Source organism: Enterococcus sp. DIV0970a (assembly GCF_051711265.1).
Lineage (GTDB): Bacteria > Bacillota > Bacilli > Lactobacillales > Enterococcaceae > Enterococcus_D > Enterococcus_D casseliflavus.
The window spans coordinates 941,388-961,538 of record NZ_JBIOMF010000001.1; the positions used below are offsets into that span (position 1 = coordinate 941,388).

Below are 20,151 nucleotides of genomic sequence, written 5' to 3' on the forward strand. Positions count from 1 at the left end.
GGGAAACTTTGCAACAGAACCAAAAATTTGATGAAGACTTTAAGAAGACGATCTTAGATTTAAACCAGTCTGGCCAATCGGTCGAGGAACTGGCAGAGCAATATGGTATCGCTACACAAACGATTTATCGTTGGAAGAAGCTTCATACAAAGAATGAAGCAACCGGCATGACTGAGGCAGAAATCCTAGCAATGAAAAAGGAAATGGCCCGCATGCAGGAGGAAAACACCATCCTAAAAAAGGCTTTAACCATATTCGCTCAAAAGTAAAAATGAGTGATGTCTTCGAATTTATTCAATCAAATGTTCATGATCATGACGTAAAACAAATGTGTACCGTTTTGGAAGCACCGAAATCCAGCTACTATGACTGGAAGAAAAAGAAGCCTTCCAAGCGCAAATCAGAAAACAAACGCTTAAACCGCTTGATTTCAGGAATCTACTTTGAAAACAAGGGGATCTATGGTGCGCCCAAAATTCATAAGATTCTTGTTGGCCGTGGCGAGAGCTTGTCCCTAAAGAAAGTACAAATACTGATGAGAAAATTAGGCTTGCGTTCAGTCACCCTCAAGAAGTACAAGCCTGGCAAACAAGTGAAAGTTAAAAGTGAAGGACGTAAAAACTTGTTAAACCAAGATTTTACCACTACGTCGATCAATCAAAAATGGGTGACAGATATTACCTATATTCATACCCTAAAAGATGGCTGGACCTACCTCTCCACTATCCAAGACCTCCACACAAAGAAAGTCATCGGTTGGAAGTTTGGCAAGCAGATGACGAAAGAATTGGTTATCGAAACCCTTGACCATGCGCTCTTACACCAAACACCCTCCGAGAACTTAATCATCCACTCAGATTTGGGTTCTCAGTACACTAGCGAAGCCTATGAGGCAAAGCTGAATGAATTGAACATTCGGCACTCCTTCAGTCGTAAGGGCTGTCCCTACGATAATGCCGGCATCGAATCGTTTCACGCCTCACTCAAAAAAGAAGAAGTCTATCCATCAAAAGCGTATGAAAACTTTGAAGCTGCTCATTTAGCGTTATTTCAATACATTGAAGGATTTTACAATCGCAAGCGAATCCATAGTAGTATCAACTATTTAACACCAAATCAGATGGAGGAGTTGGCATTGCAAGCTTAGTTCCTAGCTACCACCTACATTTTTTTTGCGAGATTTCCACAGGGCTTCAACTTCATCGCTTCGATCAGCGGTCAAACGGTTTTGGTTTGACGGCTGGTCGAAACGATGAGATACTCACCCGCTGGAATCTCGAAAAAATTCTCACAAATCGTGTCCGAGGTATTGACTCAAATCCACTGTTTATGAAATAAATGGACAAGTTTTCGGTAACGGTATTCTTCATAGAGATTCAGATGAATTACCAAATGGAGATAGAATGGTGAAACAATGTTTTTGGTTAAATAATAAGTATCTTGAAAGAATTATTAACAGTTAAAGTATAATTTCGATACAAAATTATATTAGTTGGTAAGGAAAATATGGACCATGTTATACTTATAAAAAAAGAAAGGGGATTCTTCATGGATTTTTTTAACATTCCGCAAGCAGAAAATGCTCTCAAAGCAGTTTATAAATTTGGGATAGATACTAATGAAAAATTAATGGCTTTGACTTTGGATAATCTTATGAATATAAAAGGGTTGGGGAAGAAAAAAATGGAAGCTATTCTAAAAATCCAACAATGTCAAATTAAATCTGATTTATTTAATGATTTTAAAAATGATAAAGGAAAAAGTTATTATACTCCTAATGTAGAAGTTTTTTTTAGTAAAAATAATATAAATGAAGACAACATACTATCAATAAAATTGGATGAACTTGAAAAAAATAATAAATTGAATAATAAGCTGATAAATAGTTTTAATGGATTAAAAAGAAAAAGTTTAATTAAAAAAGTAAATTATACAAGTTCTTCTCCAATAAAAAAAGAAGAAGTAGTAAGCAAACTAAAAGATAATTTCTTAAATCCAATAAGAAATTATCTTTTAGAAGAAGAGTATGTGAATCTGTCTAGATATATAAAAGAAGAACTAGATTTACTTGATTTTACAGATGTTGACGTTGACATGTATTCTGAGTTAATTATGGATTCTCTTGAAATAGAGAAAGTGCTTCAAAATAAAATCCCAGATATTTCTTTAAAAATACTATCTAGATATTTAAAAAAACAGCATCGAGAGGTTTCTTTTTTTCAATTATCAAAAGGAATTGATAAGTTGAATTTAATTGAGAAAGATAATTTAATGCTATTAATTAATGATTTAGTTAATAGTGGTTTTGTGATATTCACTTCTCAGGGGGTTAAATACCAAAATCCTAATATTCGAGAATACATTGATGTATTGGGGGACAAAGCAGATATTCTAGATAAGAGGCTAAAAGGAAAAACATTGGAGGAAATAGGGGAAGATTATCAAGTTACTCGAGAAAGGATACGTCAAAAAGAGAGAAATTTAAAAAAAATTATTCCATATAAAGAAATCTTTGAATGGAAATATGCCGAATTTTTTGAAAAATATGAATTATCACCTGAAGTTTTTTGTAAGGTTTTTGATATAGGAAACTATGAATACAATTTTTTAAAGATGTTTTCAAATATCGATAAACGTGCTAAGAAACATACGGCAGAAGAATTATTAGACAGTGGACTGCTTTCAAGAAAAGAAAAAGAATCTTTGTTAGAATTTTTGAATGAAGGCTATTTAATAATTGAGAACAAGAAAATCAAGAAGAATAGAGTTGCTATAATTAACTATTGTATTGAGTTGTTTGCAAAGGAAGAAATTTCCTTTAATGATTTTTACAATTTAGTAAATGATTTTACGAAGCAGTATCATTTAGATATTGATTTTGGTAATGAAAGGGCAATGGAAGGAATTATTTCTAGAGCGTCTAGTTTACTTTGGAAATACGGTAAAAAATTAAGATACTATCCTATAGATGAAGATAAAGTGATTGAAGCTATTAAAGGTATTTCATTTAGTAATTATTATAATTCAGAAATATCTGCAAAAAAACTATTAGATGATTATCCAGTCCTAATGCAAGAAATTGATATTAATGATGAATACGAGTTACATAATCTTTTGAAAAAATATGAAAGCATTTTATCTGAAGAAGTTATATTGAAAAGAATGCCTTTATTAGAAGTAGGGTCAGCAAGTCGAGAAGAACAGTTGCTAGATTTACTAATAGAAATGAGCCCAGTATCAAAAGAAGATTTTGCATTAGAATACTCACGAAAGTATGGCGTTAGTATTCAAACCGTAAAAGCTAATTATTTAAAATTATTAGTTGAATATGAACAGCAGGATATTTATAATGCGGATACTCCAATCATAGAGAAGGAGGTTTTGAAGAATTTAAAAGGAATTCTTACAGAACAATTCTATTTTAAAAAAGATATTTATTTAAGGTATGAGAAAAGATTTGGTAAAGCTAAATTCCCTGATTATATTTTCAATGAGCTAGGATATAAACCATTTTCAGAATTCATTTTATCTAATGAATATAATAGAGCAGATTATTATTTTGAAGAAAATTACTTCAGTAAAGATTTGTTTGAAATCGATGATGTTAGATTGTTATCAACGGGTTCATTTAGAAATCTAATATCCGAAAAAGTACGTAATTTAGATATTTTCGAATATGATCGTTACAAATATATAAGCATGGATAAAATAACTTCTCATACAGGAATAACTAAAAAACAGATATTAGAAATAGTTTCAGACATTACTGAACAAATGAATGATAAATATTTTTCATACTTGATGATTGAACATATTGTGGAGAACAGTAAACTAAATAATCTGGGTTTTGATGCAATTTTTTATGAATCAATTTTGAAAGGAGTAGAAGGATTAAGGTATCAAAACATGGGAACAACAACAATTTTCAGGAAAACCAAGGATAAATTTTACAGTTATACTTTTTTAGAAGAAATAGTTTCTAAGTTCAAATCAATTGATATTTTTGATTTAATTGATTACCTTGAAGATTACTATGGAATTGTTTGGTCTAAAGAAAAAATAATATCGATAATAGAGCAAACAAGTCTTTATTATCATCCTGTAATGGAAATGATATACCAAGATTTAGATGAATTTTATGAAATGATGGAGGATTAAATATGCTACTAACAGAAGGAATTAAGCAGGGATATGTTATCCCAACAGAATATACAAGAAAGCTTACAATTGATGGTCATACAGAGTCATATCAAGTTTATAAAATAAGATTAGATCAACTTTTTTATAATGATCAGAATGATAGAATTGCTACTTGGATTAGCAAATACAAAGCAGAAAATCACGTAGAAGATATGGATACAGCCGATAAATCGTATAATGACTTAATTGAAAATTTTATCTATGAGAGTAATCCCAAGGCAATTGATAAAACAAAAAGTAATATTGAATTAGTTGGACAGCGTGAAGCTGGAGTAGTGCTCAATGATGGTAGAATTATTGATGGGAATCGTCGTTATACTTGTTTGCGACAATTACATGAAAAGAATTCCACAATTAATCATTTTGAGGCAGTAATTTTAGAGCGAGACATCCAAGAAAATAAAAAGGAAATTAAATTGTTAGAGTTATCTATCCAACATGGAGAGGAAGGTAAGGTAGATTACAATCCAATTGATCGATTGGTTGGCTTATATAATGATGTAATAAAGAATGAATTTATTACATTTGATGAATATCAAAAGACAGTAAATGAATCAGCTGCTTCACTTAATAAGAAAATTGAGCAAGCAAAATTAATGGTGGAATTCTTAGAATTTATTAACGCACCTGAACAATTTTATATAGCTCGAGATTTAGAATTAGATGGTCCGTTAGCAGAAGTTCCTAGTTTATTAAAACGTGTAAAAACTGAAGATGAAAAAGAAAATTTGAAGTTAATCATTTTTAGCAACTTAGCAATGAAACCACAGGGAGATATCACACGATTTGTAAGGAAAATTAAAAATGTGGTAGATTCTAATCATTTTGAGGAATTTATTGAAGAACAACTAGAGTATGCAGAATCGACACTTGAAAAATTAGAAGATTTACCAGAAATAACTACTAAGGAAATTAATACGCATCTCCGATCAGATGAAGAACTAAAAAATCAAATGAAGGCATCTGTAGAAAAGTTTGAAATTAAAACTAAAAAAGATAGTACTAGAACTAAACCGATACAAGACTTGCAACGTTGCCAACTATTATTATCATCTATCGATTACCATACACTAAGTGTGTTAAATGATAGTGAAAAAGAGCTATTTTTAGATCAACTGAAGAAATGTGAAGATGAAATACAAAAAGTTAAAAATAACTTTGAAATGGGTGAATAATTATTGGGTTTATTTATTGATAATAACAATCAATTAATATTAGAATTCGAATGTATCGAAGAACGTATAGCTTTTACTAAATCGATACCGTATAAAATGAGAATTAAACGTTTTGTGTCTCATGAATTGGAAAGTTGTCTTTTTTTTAAAGAAGATATATCTATCCATGAGATAAAAAGAGTAGAAGGAGAGCTACGTAATAAATTTCCCGATATTGATATTGATAATTCTGTATTTGATTATACTAATAATCGTCAATTTTATATAGAAAACAGATATCGCCTTGGAAATGATATAAAAAAACAAGTAGTTGAAGTGGAGAGTTCTTTCAATACATTTTGCCATACAATTGACGCTATAATGCTTAGGAAATTAAAGATAGAACAAAAGTGGCATGCATTCTATCAACTAAATATGAAAAACACATCCAATTTTTCAGTTCCAGGGTCAGGTAAGACAGCTACTGTTCTAGGAACGTATGCCTATTTAAAAGCTAATAACCTTGCTAATAAAATTGTAATGATAGGCCCTAAAAATGCATTTGGGTCATGGATAGATGAATTTACTATTTGTTTACCTACCGAGACGAAAAGATTTTACTTAAATATTCATTCAAAAGAAACTAATTCAGTAGAAAAAAGAAAGTTTTCGTTAAAATTTGATAGTGGAAATAAAGAGCTTATTTTAGTTAATTATGAATCTGTTAACTCATTGAAAAATGAGTTGTTAGAAATAATAGATAATCAAACTTTGTTAGTTTTTGATGAGGTTCATAAGATTAAAAATCCAGAAGGACAGCGTGCCGATGCATCTAAAGAAATTAGTAAGAATGCGGGTAGAATTATTGCCTTAACTGGGACACCTATTCCTAATTCATATGTTGATATATATAATCTGTTAAATATGTTGTATCCAGAAGACTATAAAGATTTCTTTGGTTTTACTAAAAATGAACTAAAAAAAGTTGATATTGACACTATGGATGAAATCAATGAAAAGATTAAACCATTTTTTTGTAGGATGAATAAGGATGATTTAGGTGTACCAAAGGCCGAAGAGGATGAATTATTAAAAGTTCACGCTACAGAGGCTGAAAACCAACTATTTAAAATTATTAAACAATCTTATCAAAATAATCTGTTTGGATTATTAGTTAGAGTAATGCAGTTAGAAAGTAATCCAAAAAAGCTACTTGAAAAAATTGATTACAGTGATTTAAGAGGAATAATTGATGATGAATCTTACGAATCAGCTGATGTAGAGGTAGTGGATTACTCTGAAGATGTAAATGTCCTAATAGAACAAATTAAGGAACCAGTAAAAGTTAAGAAGACAATTGAACTGACTGAGAGATTAGTTAGAGAAAATAAACCTGTAATTATTTGGTGTACGTTTGTGTCTTCCATAAAAACGTTAGAAAATAGATTATCTAAAAAAGGAATAAAAGTTAAGTGTATATATGGAGAAGTTGAATTAGATGAACGTTTGAAACTAATTGATGATTTTAAAAATCGTCAATTTGAAGTGCTAATAACTAACCCACATACGTTAGCTGAGTCAGTCTCTTTACATATGGTCTGTCATGATGCTATCTATTTTGAATATAGTTTTAACTTAGTTCATTTATTGCAATCTAAAGATAGAATTCATCGCTTAGGTCTTAAATCTAATCAATACACACAATACTACTTTTTACAACAATATTATGAATACGGTGGAAAAGAAGTTAGCATAGGTAATAAGATTTATCAACGTTTAAAAGAAAAAGAAGTTGTTATGATAGAAGCAATTAATAATGATGTTTTAGAGTCTGTAACGTCCTATGAGGAAGATTTAGAATTAATATTTGGAGAAGTTTTATTAATTTGACAAATCATATACAATAAAAATATTTTAGAATTAGTGAAATAAGTACTTATTGGAATGGCAACAGTTTTTTTGACAAATTTTATAAGGTGCAGAACTTCTTTCCGTATGCTATTCCGATTGTCCTTGACAATGAGCCTCCTCGGATGTGACGATCTTCAGCAGGAGCTAACAGTTAAAGTTAGACTGCCTCGCTAGCGTTAGCACATCCGAGCTCATTATCAAGGATTCGCTGCGCCAATCTCTGGTTACGGTAACCAACCGGTGTCTCGTAGCCAAGTGTACCGTGCAACCGAAGGTGGTTCCACCAATTGACATAGTCAAATAACTCCAAATCCAATTGTTGTAAGGTTTCAAATGTGTATTGATAGACAAATTCTACTTTCAACGACTTATAAGTTGATTCAGCTACGGCATTATCAAAAGGACAGCCTTTATGACTCAATGATCGATTGATGTCAAAAGTTGTTAATAATTCATCAATAGCTTGGTTATCAAACTCTTTTCCACGATCAGTATGAAAAATCTCAACCTCTGTCAGAGGTTGTTTGATACGGCTAAATGCTTTTTTTACTAGAACGGCATCTTTATGTTCTCCACAAGAATAGCCGAGAATTTCTCGATTGAACAGATCCAAAATGAAACAGATATAATTCCATTTTTTCCCGACTCGTACATAAGTCAAGTCTGTTACGATCGCTTCTAATGGGTTGTCTCTTAAGAATTTACGATTCAATACGTTTGTCGTTTTGGCTTCATTGCAAGTAGAATGATGTACTTTAAAATAAGCAACAGTATAGCTCGATTTTAATCCTCTATTTTTCATGATTCTACTAATTTTTCGTCGGCTGATCCGAATGCCTCGTTTTGATAAGGCTTTTTTTATTTTTCTTGAGCCGTAGGCCTTTCGGCTGCGGATAAATTCTTCAGCGACTACTTCTTCAAGTTCTGATTCGTCTTTCTTTGGTTTTGATTGATAATAATAGGACTGACGTGATAGACCTAATATTCTGCACATCGCTGATATAGGGTAAAGATGCTTATTCGCATCGATTACTTGTCTCTTCGTCCGAATATCAGCGCTGCTTGCTTTAAAATATCATTTTCCATTTCTAATTGCTGGTTTCTTTTACGTAGTTCTAACAATTCTTTTTGTTCAGGCGTAAGATTATCTTTTCCTTTGAATGAACCACTCGTTTTAGATTGCTTTACCCATTTGTCAAATGCTGAAGCCGTTAGTTCATATTCTCGAATGATTTCTACACGTGGCTTTCCAGCTAAGTAAAGATTGACGATTTGTTGCTTGAATTCTTGTGAAAAAGTTCTTCGTGTTCTCTTAGACATAAAAATTCCTCCTGGTATGTTTTCTTCTAGTCTACACACCTTAATTTTTCTGTCTAGTTAATTGTAGCCTATCCATCTATTAAGAAATACTTTTCTTGATGAGCGTCAATTTTTTTAACGGAAATCTATCCTATACTAAATTCAGTAAAGGAAAAGGAGGAATCAAAGGAAGCTATTTTAAACAAACCAAAATTATAGGAGGAATAGATCATGACTGAAAATAAAGCTTCTCAAGAAAGAACACCCCAAGAAAGATTTCAAGAAGAACAAGAACACAAGGAACATGTCCATCATACAAAAATTAATGCAGCGGCCATTTCGGATCATCTTTTAGGGAACATGCATACTTTACATGTGAAATTGCACCAATATCACTGGTATGTAAATGGCGCTAATTTCTTCACCCTGCATGAAAAATTTGAAGAATTGTATAATCAAAACGAAGAATGGTTCGACAAACTAGCAGAACGCTTGATTATTTCCGGTCATAAACCGGCTTCAACCACCGCTGAATTTGAAAAATATTCCATGCTTTCAGAAGATGCCATCAATAAATACGCTAAAGCAGAAGACATGGTTGAAAATATTATCGAAGATTTCAGAAGTACCCGTGAATTAACGATTCGTGCTATTCGTTTAGTACAAGATGAGGGTGACGATGCTTTAGAAGATACACTGATTGCTTTTAAAAATGACTTAGATAAAAACATTTGGATGCTGCAAGCGTTCATTGGCAAAGAGGCATTGGAAGACGACGATGCGTTTGATGAGGATGAAGATTAGGTTTTTCGTAAACATACATTTAAAAATTAAAGATTTTGGGGTTGGGACTCTTTCCAGCTCCCATTTTTTTGCCGTTAAAAAGACTTTTCTTGATGAGTGTCAATTTTTTTGAGGTAGGGGGCCTTTATACTAAATATAGGAAAGTTAAAAGAAGGACAATAAACTGATAAAGGGGAAGAACGAATTGACTCAATACACCCAACCACATGCAGCAGGAGACCACTCAGCTTGTATCCGCTTAGTCCCGATATTCAATCATTTGGAGGAAAGCTCGATGGATCGCATCGCTGGAAAAGCTCACACGAAGCACTATCAAAAAGGGGAGTTTCTGTTTCGCTCGCAAGAAAAAGATGATGCCTTGTATATTGTGAATCGCGGAAAAGTCCGCATCTATCGCTTGTCTAATTCTGGCAAAGAGCAACTAGTTCGTATTTTGAATCCGGGTGACTTTACAGGAGAGTGGACGTTGTTCAATCCTGATGCTGTGCACGAGGAATACGCAGAAGCTACTCGAGATACGTCTGTCTGCATGATTCAACAACATGATGTACAAGAGTTTCTAAAAGAGTATCATGCAATTTCGTTAAAGCTGCTAGGAGAAATGTCGCAGCGGTTAGAAAGCTCCGGACGTCAAACTGCACAAGTAGCCGTGGAGAGTGTCATTACCCGTTTAGTTTTGTTTTTGGCAGAAAATGTGGAACCTGAAATGGGCAACTCTCCCACCATCACCCTGCCGATGGCAAAAAAGGACATTGCTTCCTATTTAGGAACGACACCTGAGACCATCAGTCGCAAATTTGGAGAATTGGAGGACGAGGGATTGATTCAACAGCTGTCTGGGAAAAGGATCAAGATTCAGGATTTAGATGATTTATTGCTTTACAGCGAATAATCGGACACACTTTTTTCTACACGTTGGTGTTCTGTCGCTCTTCATTAACAACGGGACAGACCTCAGTGCTTTTGCTTCCATCTGTCCGTTTTTGGCTTTTTTAAGACAGAACGACCTTCATTCATTGGAAAAATAAAAGTACAAACATGATAATCCTCAAGTTTCTTTGTTTTATTTTTCTTTAAGATAGGGTTGCCGAACAAAACGTAAAAATAAGTAGAGGTGAATGTGCATTATTTTTGGGTGATAGTTGCCATCACGTTGTCAGCAGCGGGTGCATTCTTTGTCGTCCCTTTCACCAAGAACACGATTGGCGGCGAAGCAAAAACGTCTAACGTTGTTGAGGCAGATAGGTTAGCTATGGAAAAAGAAGAGGAAGTTGTAAAAGGAGCCGGCGTAATCGGACACGGAAAAGTGGCGTATTACGAAGCGAGTGACCAGGGAGCTAAAAGTGAATTCACTGTTTGGTTTCCATGGAGCTTAGCCGGAATCTTGTTCAGCATCACCATGACTAGAATGACGCGAAAAATTGAAGAAATGGAGCAAATAGAATGGGATTCGTATTAGGCGTTTTGAATCCCCATGTGGTGGAGATTGGTTCTGTTGTGATTCATTGGTATGGAGTCATTATTGCAGCGGGCATATTAGCGGCTCTCCAGTTGAGCACCAAGGAAGCAAAGAAAAAAGGACTGGAAGAGGATACCATTATCGATATGGCCTTATGGGCAATTCCGATTGGACTCCTCGGCGCTCGGCTTTATTATGTGTTATTTGAACTTGGTTATTATCTGCAAAATCCAGGACAAATCCTTGCGATTTGGAATGGCGGCATTGCGATTTATGGGGGATTGATTGCAGGAGGGGGTACGCTATATTGGTATGCAAAGAAAAAAGGTACTTCTTTGGCACTCGTTCTTGATATTTTAGCGCCCAATGTATTGTTAGCCCAGTCCATTGGTCGTTAGGGCAATTTTATGAATCAGGAAGCTCATGGTGGACCGGTTACTCGTCAATTCTTGGAAAATCTTTATTTACCTGAATTTATCATTGAACAAATGAATATCAATGGTACCTACTACCATCCGACTTTTTTATACGAGTCATTGTGGAGTTTGTTGGGCTTTGTCCTCATCGTCACTATACGGAACCGAAAACAGCTTTTGCGTCAAGGAGAAGTCGCTTTGAGTTACGTTTTGTGGTACTCAGTGGGTCGGTTCTTCATTGAAGGTATGCGAACGGACAGTTTATGGATTGGCGAGTGGATCCGCGTTTCGCAAGCCTTGTCTCTGGCCCTGTTTATTGGCGCGATTGTAGTATGGTTTATACGCAGACAAGATTATCCACCAATTTCTTATTATTCTGATGGCAATAAGGGGCAGAAAAAGACTATTAAGATGGTGAATTGAGCAAAAAGATAAAAAGAAGTGCAAAACTTGATATGCGTCAATTTTCGTTTGCTAAAAGTGAGCTATACTACAGTTGTAAAGAGGAAAAGGCAGTGTTCATTAATCTGCTGCCGATAAAATAAAAACACATAAAGGAGATAGGAATTATGGAAAAAGCTATATTGCAATTAGAAACGTTGTCTTGTCCAAGTTGTATGCAAAAAATTGAAGGTGCCGTGAAATCAGTTAACGGTATTGATAAAGACAGCATTAAAGTATTATTCAACTCCAGCAAAGTCAAAACCAATTTTGATTCAGCTGTCACTTCGATTGAAGAGATTCAAAAAGCTATCGAAAACGTAGGCTATCCGGTCCTTAAAGCAAAAGTCAAGGCCGCTTAACAGATTAAATGAACTAGGCAATTCTGGAAGAAAAGCTATTTTTCCAGGATTGCTTTTTTTGTTGCAATCCGATTCGAGGTGCTTAGAAACGATAAAAGAGAACTTTCTAAACTTGATGTCAGTCAATTAATTACTTAGGCAATTATCTTATACTGTGTTTATCAATAAAAGAGAAATTAAATTTGGAGGGAAAAAGCATGCAACAATATATATTAAGCAAGAAAAATGTTATCACCGTCATCAGTGGATTGTTAATCGTACTCGGTTTCTTCAGTCACTTTGTTTTAGAAAACGTAGGACTTTCAGAGTGGTCTTTGATCATCGCCTCTGTCTTTGGGATTACGCCAATTGCCATTCAAGCGTTTCAAGCAATGAAAGTCAAAGTCATCAGTATTGATGTCTTAGTCAGTATTGCAGCGATTGGTGCGCTTTTTATTCAAAATTATGAAGAATCGGCTATTGTCACGTTCTTATTCTTATTCGGACACTACTTGGAACAACGAACATTGAACCAAACGCGATCTGCTATCAAAGAATTGACTGAAATGGCACCCGAAAGCGCCTTGAAACAAATGGATAATGGCGAATTTGAAGAAGTAGAAGTGGATGATATAGATGAAGGGGATATCTTGCTCGTTAAAACGGGTGCGAAAGTTCCAGTAGATGGCATAGTCCTTACGGGTGAAGGGCATATCAATGAAGCTAGCATTACAGGTGAAGCTGTTCCAGTCAACAAGCTAGCTGATGCAGAAGTTTTTGCAGGAACCATTTTAGAAAACGGAACGATTCAAATCAGAGCTGACCGAGTTGGTGAGGACACCACATTTGGAAAAATTATTGAACTCGTGGAAGAAGCACAAGATTCTAAATCCGAAGCGGAACGGTTCATTGATCGCTTTTCTAAATACTACACACCAGCTGTCTTGGTTCTGGCAATTGTTGTATGGGCGTTCAGTCAAAATATTGAGTTAGCAATCACCATCTTGGTTCTAGGTTGCCCAGGCGCATTAGTTATCGGAGTGCCTGTCTCAAACGTTGCTGGTATTGGGAATGGTGCTCGTAATGGTGTTCTTTTAAAAGGGAGTGAAGTCATTCAAGACTTCAGCAATGTGGATACAATTGTATTTGATAAGACAGGTACTTTAACTGTCGGAAACCCAACCGTTGCAGCGACTGAACTGTATGAAAAAGATCCTGCTGAAACGCTTGGCTATCTGGCCAGTGTGGAACGGGAATCAGATCATCCATTAGCAAAAGCGGTCTTAAATCAAATTGGAGAAACAAACTTTTATCCTGTTGAAGGAACTGAAGTCGTGAAAGGCGGCGGAATCGTTTCAAGTGTAGCTGGACATAGAGTGGCTGTTGGGAATGTGGCCTTGATGGAAAAAGAAAATGTCACTCTCAGCAAAAAAGTGCAAAAAGATGTCAAACGGTTTGAACAACAAGGGAACTCTCTCGTTTTGACAGCGGTCGACGGTGAATTAAAAGTACTGATGGGCATTCGCGATCAAGTCCGTCCGGGTGTGAAAGCTAATTTGCAGGAATTAAAAGACTTGGGCGTGAAAAATCTAGTCGTTCTTTCAGGAGATAACCAAGGAACCGTTGATGTGGTCGCCGGCGAACTTGGTTTGACCGAAGCTCACGGCCACATGTTGCCGGAAGACAAATCGGCTTATATCGGAAAACTTCAACAACGTGGTCAAATTGTAGCCTTTGTTGGAGATGGCGTTAACGATAGTCCGTCCTTAGCTTTAGCAGACATTGGAATCGCAATGGGAAGCGGAACGGACGTAGCGATTGAAACATCCGATGTCGTTTTAATGAACTCGAACTTCAGCAACTTGCCTCACGCATTAGGATTAGTAAAAGCCACCGCAAATAATATGAAACAAAATATCGTGATTTCAATTGGAGTAGTGTTGGTCTTGTTGACCAGCGTCTTCTTCAGCGAATGGATGAATATGTCTATCGGAATGTTGGTTCATGAAGGTAGTATCTTGGTGGTAATTTTCAATGGCATGAGATTAATGAAGTATAAGTTGAAAGGTCGAAAAGAATAAAAAGAAGTATCAGCACCTGCAGAGAAAGTAAAAATATCTTAAGAATAAATTTTTTGGTATATTATATATACAAATGAGAGCAGGCTCATAGTCAACTTGATATAAATCCGGAACATAAGGGTCCGGCGGGTGGCGAGCACCAAAACTAAACTCGATACAAATCCGGAACGTAAGGGTCCGGCGGGTGGCAAGCACCAAAATTAAACCTGTATAAAAGGCTGCTCTTTTGAGCAGCTTTTTTTATTGGGAAAAAGGAGCATTCTTCGCACGTGGCAAAAAAAGAATACAAACGCATGTCTATAAAAGAGACAACCCAAATTACCAGACAGTTAAACGCGATTTATAAGGCTGCCCATCTCTTACAAGAACATTTTGTAGATAAAAAAGTATCCTTTGTCGGAGAAGTCTCAACGGTAGCGATTATTTTTTCGACAACTAATTTTATCTGATGATGTTCTTAAAGAATTAGATAAATTAGAAAGAGCCGGTAGTTCAATTGTATTAACGGCAGTTGATCGTAAGTTAATTATTTTAATGGGAATCTGTGACCAAGTTCGAGCAGGTGTTAAACAAGACCTACAAAAATTAAAATCACTTGGTGTTAAAAATCTCACTGTATTATCAGGGGATAATCAAGGCACAGTTAATTTAGTTAAAAAGGAGCTAGGATTAACCGAGGCTCATGGCGATATGTTACCTGAGGACAAGTCAATTTGAGTACAATTGAAAGAGCTATTGAAAACCTAGTATATTCAGTTATTAGTTCAAAAGTAAAGGAAGGTGTATAAAATGACAACAGCAAATGAAAGACAAGAAAAATTAGCTGCTGAAAAAGCATATAAAGAACACATTCATCATACCAAGATTAATGCTGTAGCTGTCACAGATCATATACTTGCTAATATCCATACCTTACATGTAAAATTACATCAATATCATTGGTATGTAAAAGGCACAAATTTCTATTCATTGCATAGTGTTTTTGAGAATTTATACAATGAGAATGAGACATGGTTTGATAAGATTGCAGAACGTTTACTAGCTTCAGGATTTAAGCCAGCTTCAACGACTACTGAATTTCAGGAATTTACAATAATTTCTGAAGATCCGTCTGAAAAATATTATTCTGCTGAAGAAATGGTCATACAGTTAGTAGAAGATTTTAGGACTAATCGTGAATTTACCGTTCGTGCAATGCGTTTAGCACAAGAAGAAGCAGATGATGCATTAGAAGATTTACTAATTAGTTATAAAGATTACTTAGATATAAATATTTGGCAACTTCAAGCCTTTGTTAACAAGGATGCGTTAGAAGATGATGACTATATAGATAACGATTAATTAGGAGGAAAGCTGTATGGCACACCATCACCACCATAGTCATATAGATTGTATACGTTTAGTTCCGATTTTTAATCACCTAAATGAAGAACAAATGAGTTTAATTGCGCAATCAGCGCAAGAAGTACATTATGCAAAGAATGCGTTGTTATTTGGAAATGGTGATAAAGATGACACACTTTATATTATAAATAATGGGCGTGTACGTGTTTATAACTTAAATGAATCTGGTCGTGAACAAACTGTACGCATATTAAATCCTGGTGATTTTATGGGAGAAGTGGCTATTTTTCAAACTGAAAGTTACCATTCTAATTATGCTGAAGCAATATCAGAAGTGAGCATATGTAGAATTCATAAAAAGGATATGGATGACTATTTAGGCGCTTACCCAGAAATTATGAGAAGAATACTATCAGATGTTACGAAACGTTTACAGGTATCAGAAAAGCAAACGATGCAGGTTGGTATGGAGCAAGTAGAGTCTCGTATTATTGATTTTCTATCAGAATACGTTGAAGATGAAGAAAACCATACTTATGTGACTTTACCAATGTCGAAAAAAGATCTAGCCTCGTACTTGGGTACAACCCCAGAAACAATAAGTCGTAAGTTCTCATCATTGGAAGAGAGAGGTTTAATTAAACAGCATACTCAAAAATATGTTGAGATATTTGATTTAGATAAGTTATTATTTGCATCAAGTTAAGTTAAATGGTTCTGTGTCAAATAGTATTGGTCACCAACACTATTTATCATAGAACCCAATTTTTTAGTACAATGATCCATGGTGATATCCTTTCTTGGTGTAGTTTTGTTTTAGAAGCCTAGAAAGTCAGCATAATTATCAATCTCATTTTCGTAAATATAAGTGGCAATATCTTTCATCACACTTATTTTATTTGTTTTCGTTAATTCAAAATAACTTTCAACATCAGCACCACCATGACCAACTATTTCATCACGTGAATATTGATATTTTTCAGGATTATCCAAATGAATAAAATATCTAATCATTCCACGTCCTGAACCAACTTTTTGTGGTGCAGGCACATTCAAAGGTTCAATAATTTTCTCAACTGCTTTTAACGTAATCGGCCCATCAGCCGATAACATTACATGCCAATGCGGTTTTTTGATCGTTCCATCAGGATTGAAATCTTTATCATGCAAGGGACTTTCAATCCAACGCATATGCGTTTCGTCTAAAATCTCTCGCCAATTTTTTGGCGCACTCTCTGGATACACAATAAATGCCCAAACTCTTTCACTTCACTGACAACACCTTCTACTAGCGTTTTTATCTGTTCAGCCGTTACACTCTTAGATTTCTCAAAGAAAGCCGTAAAACCTCTGTAAATGCCCTTAATTTCGTTTTTAAGCGACTTATTCTCTTTTTCTAAATCTTCAATTGTTTCAATATTCCGATTACTCTTACGCACTAAATCATTGTATTCTTTCACTAATTCGCTATATTTCCCTTTAACTTTAGTGATTTCTTTAGGTAAATCAGTTTCCACATATTTCTTTAATCGCTCATTTGAGCTATATAAATCTTCATAGCCTTGTATTAAAGCATTTAATTTATCTTTAGGAATAATCACATTTCCTGTTTTACGTTCTTCATTTTTCATAAATTCATGTCGCAACTTACCAATATCAATGGTTTCGCCACTTGGTACTTTGACCGTTTTCATTTCGTCTTTTAAATCTAAACTCTCTTTCTTGATTGTTGGTGTTTTATCGTTCGATAACGCTAAAACTTCTGACTTCCGCTGTTCCAGCGTGGTAGTCATCTCTTTCAATTCGTCTTTCGCCTTTTTATATTCAGACACAGTTAAATTTTTACGCTCTGACCCTTTTTCGCCACGTTCAAGGTTAAACCCTCGCTCTTGCAAGTACGTTGGCAACTCGTCTTGTACCGCCTGAAAGGCTTGTCGATTAAAGACTGTCTTTGCAGATAGCTTATGTTCAGCGTTAAATGGCACAATCCCTAAGTGCATATGAGGTGTCGTTTCGTCCAAGTGAACTTGAGCGTAACGAATATTATTATCGCCAAATTTTTCAGCGAAGTAATCTTTCGCCTGTTCGAAAAAATCTTTAATTTCTTTATCGTCTTTATCTTTAAAAAATTGGTTGTCAGAAGTTATGATCCATTCGTTTATTAATATAGCATCTTTTCTGACGGCATGACTACTTGATTTGTTATCGTTAATAAATTGCTGAATATCCGTTTTGTAATTGTCTGTGCGATTGACCAAATCATAATTCAAATACGAGCGTTCCGTATCAATATCTTTGTTTGAATGATTGTCAGTTAACCGTTGATTATGATTACCCATTCCGACTAAATTTCCAGCTTTCATCTTTTGCATTCTTGCGACTAAATAACTCATCATAAGTCCTCCATTCTTTGGTTTGGCGAATTAGCGGTAAAAAAACGTATCTGAGGTTTGAGGTTAGGATTCAAAAAAATATAAGAAAAGCCCCATTTATGAAGCGACCCCCAAAAGTTAGACCAAAAAATCTAACTTTTTGGGGTCGTTATTTGTATGGCAAAATATCCTTTTGAATTAAAACTAAAAATCGTTAAAGAATATCTTAGTGGCGTGGGCGGATATCGGTATCTTGCCAACAAATACGGTATTTCAAGCAAGTCTCAAGTAAGTAATTGGGTGAATGCCTATCGTGAATACGGAGAGGAAGGTCTATTGAGAAAGCATCAAAATCAGAAATATTCTGTTCAATTTAAGTTAAATGCGCTAGAGTTATATCAAACAAGTGAGATGTCCTATCGAGAAGTTGCTAGCACTTTAGAAATGAACAACCCTGCGCTTATTGCCAATTGGATGCGTAATTTCAGAGAAGCAGGTATTGAGGGGCTCTCAAAAGAGAAAGGGCGACCACTTACTTTGACTAGAAAAAAAGAAAACAAAAAAGAAAATACAACAACTGAAGAACGCGAGCGTATCAAGGCATTAGAAAAGCAAGTCCGATCCCTTCAAATTGAGAATGCCTTTTTAAAAGAGTTGAGGAAGCTGCGAAAACAGGAAGCCCAGCAAAGACGCAAGAATCAATCGCACGAATCATCGCCAGCCTCCGAGGATCATTCAAACTAGTTGAGCTTCTTGAAACATTGAAATTTCCTAAAGCAACCTATATGTATTGGCAGAAACGGTTTGACAGACCAAACCCAGACCAAGAAATTGAAGAAAAAATGCTTGAAATTCGCAAGGAGCATAAAGACTATGGCTGTCTGCGACTAAAAAAAGAATTAGAGAATCAAGGGATTCATGTCAATAAAAAGAAGATTCAACGTCTGATAAAAAAACTAGGTATCGAAGTAAAGTCTTACACTCGAAAATCTCGACGGTACAATTCTTATCGTGGGAAGGTTGGTACTGTCGCCAAAAATCGTATTCATCGTCGGTTTTATACAAATATCTGTCACCAAAAAATTACAACTGATACCACAGAGTTTAAGTATTATGAAGTAGACACCACAGGTGTCGTTCGTCAGAAAAAGCTGTATTTAGATCCTTTCATGGATTTCTACAATAGTGAAATTCTATCTTATCGGATTTCTGAAAAACCAAACGCACTAGCCATAATGGAAGGATTAGAAGAAGCAATCCAGATGACAAATGATTGTCCATTTCGTAGAACCTTCCATTCAGATCAAGGATGGGCCTATCAAATGAATGCTTATAAGAATAAATTGAAGCAGCATAAAATCTTCAAGAGTATGTCTCGTAAAGGGAATTGTTTAGATAACTCACCTATGGAAAACTTCTTTGGTTTATTAAAGCAAGAGATTTTTCATGGAGAAGTCTATCGGAGTTTAGATGAATTGAAAACAAAAATTGACCAATATATCTATTATTACAACCATAAACGCATCAAAAAGAAATTAAATTGGCGAAGTCCGGTTCAGTTTCGAGAAGCTGTAAAAACAGCTGTCTAACAGTTAATCTTATCGTACAAAAAAGGAGTGGATTTCTCCACTCCATAAAAGTCTAACTTTTTGGGGTCACTACATTAAGGGGCTTTTTTATCTATAAAATAAAGTTCAGAAAAGTCTCAATCGTGCCACTTTCATACATGATGTATAGTCCAAGTGGAATGAATACTAAGGGCACAATGATTCGCTCGTATTTTTCAATTGTCTCGGATATTAACGGAATAGAAGATAGCACCCGACTAAGCTCGCAAAAGATAATTATGCCGATTGCAAACACAAGCAACGCCACGAGGGTCTGTGACCAATCTAACGAAGCAAAATAAGGTATATAGATACCTAAATTATCTCCGCCAGACGCAATTGTCAGCAATGTGACTGTCCAAAACAGTTGATTTGCCTTGCTTTGTTCTAATCTTTCAATAATTTCTTCCTCTTCCTCTTCTTCTTCCTCACCTTCTCCAACAATTGCAAAGCGAATCCCTAAATAGATAGGGATTAAACCAAGCAATCCAACCATCCATGCTTCAGGCACGAAATTGACGACATAAGCAGCAACTAAACTCGCCCCTACAAGTAAGCCAGTTCCTAGATATTGCCCCGCATAAATATGCCATTTCTGTTTATTCTGTGATAGCTGTGCAAATAAAATAATTAAAATAATTAAATAATCGATACTGGTGGAAATATAAACACCAATAGCAGATATGATTGTCTGTCCCATAAAAAAACCTCCTGTATTAGTC

Annotated in this window: 17 protein-coding genes and 4 pseudogenes; 17 read left to right on the forward strand and 4 right to left on the reverse strand. The window is 35.0% G+C overall.

Features of this window, described 5'->3' with window-relative positions; genetic code table 11:
* Window positions 1-8: 8 nt before the first annotated feature.
* The 4 genes from IGK14_RS04425 (at window position 9) to IGK14_RS04440 (ending at window position 7,244) form a co-directional block, all read left to right on the forward strand.
* Window positions 9-1,147 (forward strand): IS3 family transposase gene (locus IGK14_RS04425; protein ID WP_231435202.1). Its coding sequence is split into 2 segments (ribosomal slippage): window positions 9-234 and window positions 234-1,147, totalling 1,140 coding nucleotides; the frame shifts between segments, so codons are not numbered across the junction.
* Between the two features lie 401 nt (window positions 1,148-1,548).
* Window positions 1,549-4,158 carry a sigma factor-like helix-turn-helix DNA-binding protein gene (locus tag IGK14_RS04430; protein WP_231435201.1) on the forward strand — a complete coding sequence of 870 codons (2,610 nt, stop codon included), beginning with the start codon at window positions 1,549-1,551 and terminating at the stop codon, window positions 4,156-4,158.
* 2 nt (window positions 4,159-4,160) lie between these two features.
* Window positions 4,161-5,375: a hypothetical protein gene (locus IGK14_RS04435; RefSeq protein WP_154694248.1), complete on the forward strand. Its 1,215-nt coding sequence runs from the start codon at window positions 4,161-4,163 to the stop codon at window positions 5,373-5,375.
* A gap of 3 nt (window positions 5,376-5,378) precedes the next feature.
* Complete coding sequence (locus IGK14_RS04440) at window positions 5,379-7,244, forward strand: DEAD/DEAH box helicase (RefSeq protein WP_231435200.1); 1,866 nt, start codon at window positions 5,379-5,381, stop codon at window positions 7,242-7,244.
* Between the two features lie 178 nt (window positions 7,245-7,422).
* Here IGK14_RS04440 and IGK14_RS04445 read toward each other — a convergent pair.
* Window positions 7,423-8,585, reverse strand: a protein-coding gene (locus IGK14_RS04445) for an IS3 family transposase (protein ID WP_154694175.1) whose coding sequence is annotated in 2 segments (ribosomal slippage) — window positions 7,423-8,309 and window positions 8,309-8,585 — 1,164 coding nt in all. Because the reading frame shifts where the segments join, the coding sequence is not laid out codon by codon here.
* 210 nt (window positions 8,586-8,795) lie between these two features.
* Between IGK14_RS04445 and IGK14_RS04450 the strand changes: the two genes are divergently transcribed.
* From IGK14_RS04450 to IGK14_RS04500, 11 genes and pseudogenes are all read left to right on the forward strand, one after another.
* Entirely contained in the window at window positions 8,796-9,368 is a 573-nt protein-coding gene (locus IGK14_RS04450) for a Dps family protein (RefSeq protein ID WP_034537929.1), read from the forward strand.
* Between the two features lie 184 nt (window positions 9,369-9,552).
* Window positions 9,553-10,260, forward strand: a complete 708-nt coding sequence (locus IGK14_RS04455; protein ID WP_124007094.1) for a Crp/Fnr family transcriptional regulator — start codon at window positions 9,553-9,555, stop codon at window positions 10,258-10,260.
* Between the two features lie 228 nt (window positions 10,261-10,488).
* Window positions 10,489-10,827 carry a hypothetical protein gene (locus tag IGK14_RS04460; protein WP_028790832.1) on the forward strand — a complete coding sequence of 113 codons (339 nt, stop codon included), beginning with the start codon at window positions 10,489-10,491 and terminating at the stop codon, window positions 10,825-10,827.
* Window positions 10,812-11,666: pseudogene (gene lgt, locus IGK14_RS04465) on the forward strand (prolipoprotein diacylglyceryl transferase). Before IGK14_RS04460 ends, lgt begins: the two are co-directional and overlap by 16 nt.
* 146 nt (window positions 11,667-11,812) lie before the next feature.
* Window positions 11,813-12,046 carry a heavy-metal-associated domain-containing protein gene (locus IGK14_RS04470; RefSeq protein WP_003103602.1) on the forward strand — a complete coding sequence of 78 codons (234 nt, stop codon included), beginning with the start codon at window positions 11,813-11,815 and terminating at the stop codon, window positions 12,044-12,046.
* A 197-nt stretch (window positions 12,047-12,243) separates the two neighbouring features.
* Window positions 12,244-14,106 carry a heavy metal translocating P-type ATPase gene (locus IGK14_RS04475; protein WP_154694251.1) on the forward strand — a complete coding sequence of 621 codons (1,863 nt, stop codon included), beginning with the start codon at window positions 12,244-12,246 and terminating at the stop codon, window positions 14,104-14,106.
* 293 nt (window positions 14,107-14,399) lie between these two features.
* Window positions 14,400-14,552 (forward strand): annotated as a pseudogene (locus IGK14_RS04480) (PBECR4 domain-containing protein); the annotation flags it as partial.
* Window positions 14,548-14,814: pseudogene (locus IGK14_RS04485) on the forward strand (HAD family hydrolase); the annotation flags it as partial. The pseudogenes IGK14_RS04480 and IGK14_RS04485, both read left to right, overlap by 5 nt.
* Window positions 14,811-14,894 (forward strand): annotated as a pseudogene (locus IGK14_RS04490) (heavy-metal-associated domain-containing protein); the annotation flags it as partial. The pseudogenes IGK14_RS04485 and IGK14_RS04490, both read left to right, overlap by 4 nt.
* Window position 14,895: 1 nt before the next feature.
* Window positions 14,896-15,447 (forward strand): Dps family protein, encoded by a 552-nt coding sequence (locus tag IGK14_RS04495; RefSeq protein WP_005237709.1) that lies wholly within the window; start codon window positions 14,896-14,898, stop codon window positions 15,445-15,447.
* A 16-nt stretch (window positions 15,448-15,463) separates the two neighbouring features.
* A complete protein-coding gene (locus tag IGK14_RS04500; protein ID WP_005225225.1) occupies window positions 15,464-16,156 on the forward strand; it encodes a Crp/Fnr family transcriptional regulator in 693 nt (230 codons plus the stop codon).
* A gap of 110 nt (window positions 16,157-16,266) precedes the next feature.
* On the opposite strand, the gene IGK14_RS04505 is transcribed toward IGK14_RS04500, so the two are convergent.
* Both IGK14_RS04505 and mobV read right to left on the reverse strand, forming a co-directional pair.
* Window positions 16,267-16,695: a replication protein gene (locus IGK14_RS04505; RefSeq protein ID WP_206902100.1), complete on the reverse strand. Its 429-nt coding sequence runs from the start codon at window positions 16,693-16,695 to the stop codon at window positions 16,267-16,269.
* On the reverse strand, window positions 16,653-17,843 hold the full coding sequence (mobV, locus tag IGK14_RS04510; protein ID WP_154694252.1) for a MobV family relaxase: 1,191 nt from the start codon (window positions 17,841-17,843) through the stop codon (window positions 16,653-16,655). Before mobV ends, IGK14_RS04505 begins: the two co-directional genes overlap by 43 nt.
* Window positions 17,844-17,999: 156 nt before the next feature.
* Between mobV and IGK14_RS04515 the strand changes: the two genes are divergently transcribed.
* Together IGK14_RS04515 and IGK14_RS04520 are read left to right on the forward strand one after the other, a co-directional pair.
* Window positions 18,000-18,566 carry a helix-turn-helix domain-containing protein gene (locus IGK14_RS04515; RefSeq protein WP_016249831.1) on the forward strand — a complete coding sequence of 189 codons (567 nt, stop codon included), beginning with the start codon at window positions 18,000-18,002 and terminating at the stop codon, window positions 18,564-18,566.
* Window positions 18,536-19,411 (forward strand): IS3 family transposase, encoded by an 876-nt coding sequence (locus tag IGK14_RS04520; RefSeq protein ID WP_412059279.1) that lies wholly within the window; start codon window positions 18,536-18,538, stop codon window positions 19,409-19,411. Before IGK14_RS04515 ends, IGK14_RS04520 begins: the two co-directional genes overlap by 31 nt.
* A 91-nt stretch (window positions 19,412-19,502) precedes the next feature.
* On the opposite strand, the gene IGK14_RS04525 is transcribed toward IGK14_RS04520, so the two are convergent.
* Window positions 19,503-20,129 carry a CadD family cadmium resistance transporter gene (locus tag IGK14_RS04525; RefSeq protein WP_154694253.1) on the reverse strand — a complete coding sequence of 209 codons (627 nt, stop codon included), beginning with the start codon at window positions 20,127-20,129 and terminating at the stop codon, window positions 19,503-19,505.
* Window positions 20,130-20,151: the final 22 nt, after the last annotated feature.

What these genes read in the sequence shown, in the direction of transcription:
- IGK14_RS04430 (WP_231435201.1), top strand. Translation starts at nt 1,549, where the DNA reads ATGGATTTTTTTAACATTCCGCAAGCAGAAAATGCTCTCAAAGCAGTT.
- IGK14_RS04435 (WP_154694248.1), top strand. Translation starts at nt 4,161, where the DNA reads ATGCTACTAACAGAAGGAATTAAGCAGGGATATGTTATCCCAACAGAA.
- IGK14_RS04450 (WP_034537929.1), top strand. Translation starts at nt 8,796, where the DNA reads ATGACTGAAAATAAAGCTTCTCAAGAAAGAACACCCCAAGAAAGATTT.
- IGK14_RS04470 (WP_003103602.1), top strand. Translation starts at nt 11,813, where the DNA reads ATGGAAAAAGCTATATTGCAATTAGAAACGTTGTCTTGTCCAAGTTGT.
- IGK14_RS04475 (WP_154694251.1), top strand. Translation starts at nt 12,244, where the DNA reads ATGCAACAATATATATTAAGCAAGAAAAATGTTATCACCGTCATCAGT.
- IGK14_RS04495 (WP_005237709.1), top strand. Translation starts at nt 14,896, where the DNA reads ATGACAACAGCAAATGAAAGACAAGAAAAATTAGCTGCTGAAAAAGCA.
- IGK14_RS04500 (WP_005225225.1), top strand. Translation starts at nt 15,464, where the DNA reads ATGGCACACCATCACCACCATAGTCATATAGATTGTATACGTTTAGTT.
- mobV (WP_154694252.1), bottom strand. Translation starts at nt 17,843, where the DNA reads ATGAGTTATTTAGTCGCAAGAATGCAAAAGATGAAAGCTGGAAATTTA.
- IGK14_RS04515 (WP_016249831.1), top strand. Translation starts at nt 18,000, where the DNA reads ATGGCAAAATATCCTTTTGAATTAAAACTAAAAATCGTTAAAGAATAT.
- IGK14_RS04525 (WP_154694253.1), bottom strand. Translation starts at nt 20,129, where the DNA reads ATGGGACAGACAATCATATCTGCTATTGGTGTTTATATTTCCACCAGT.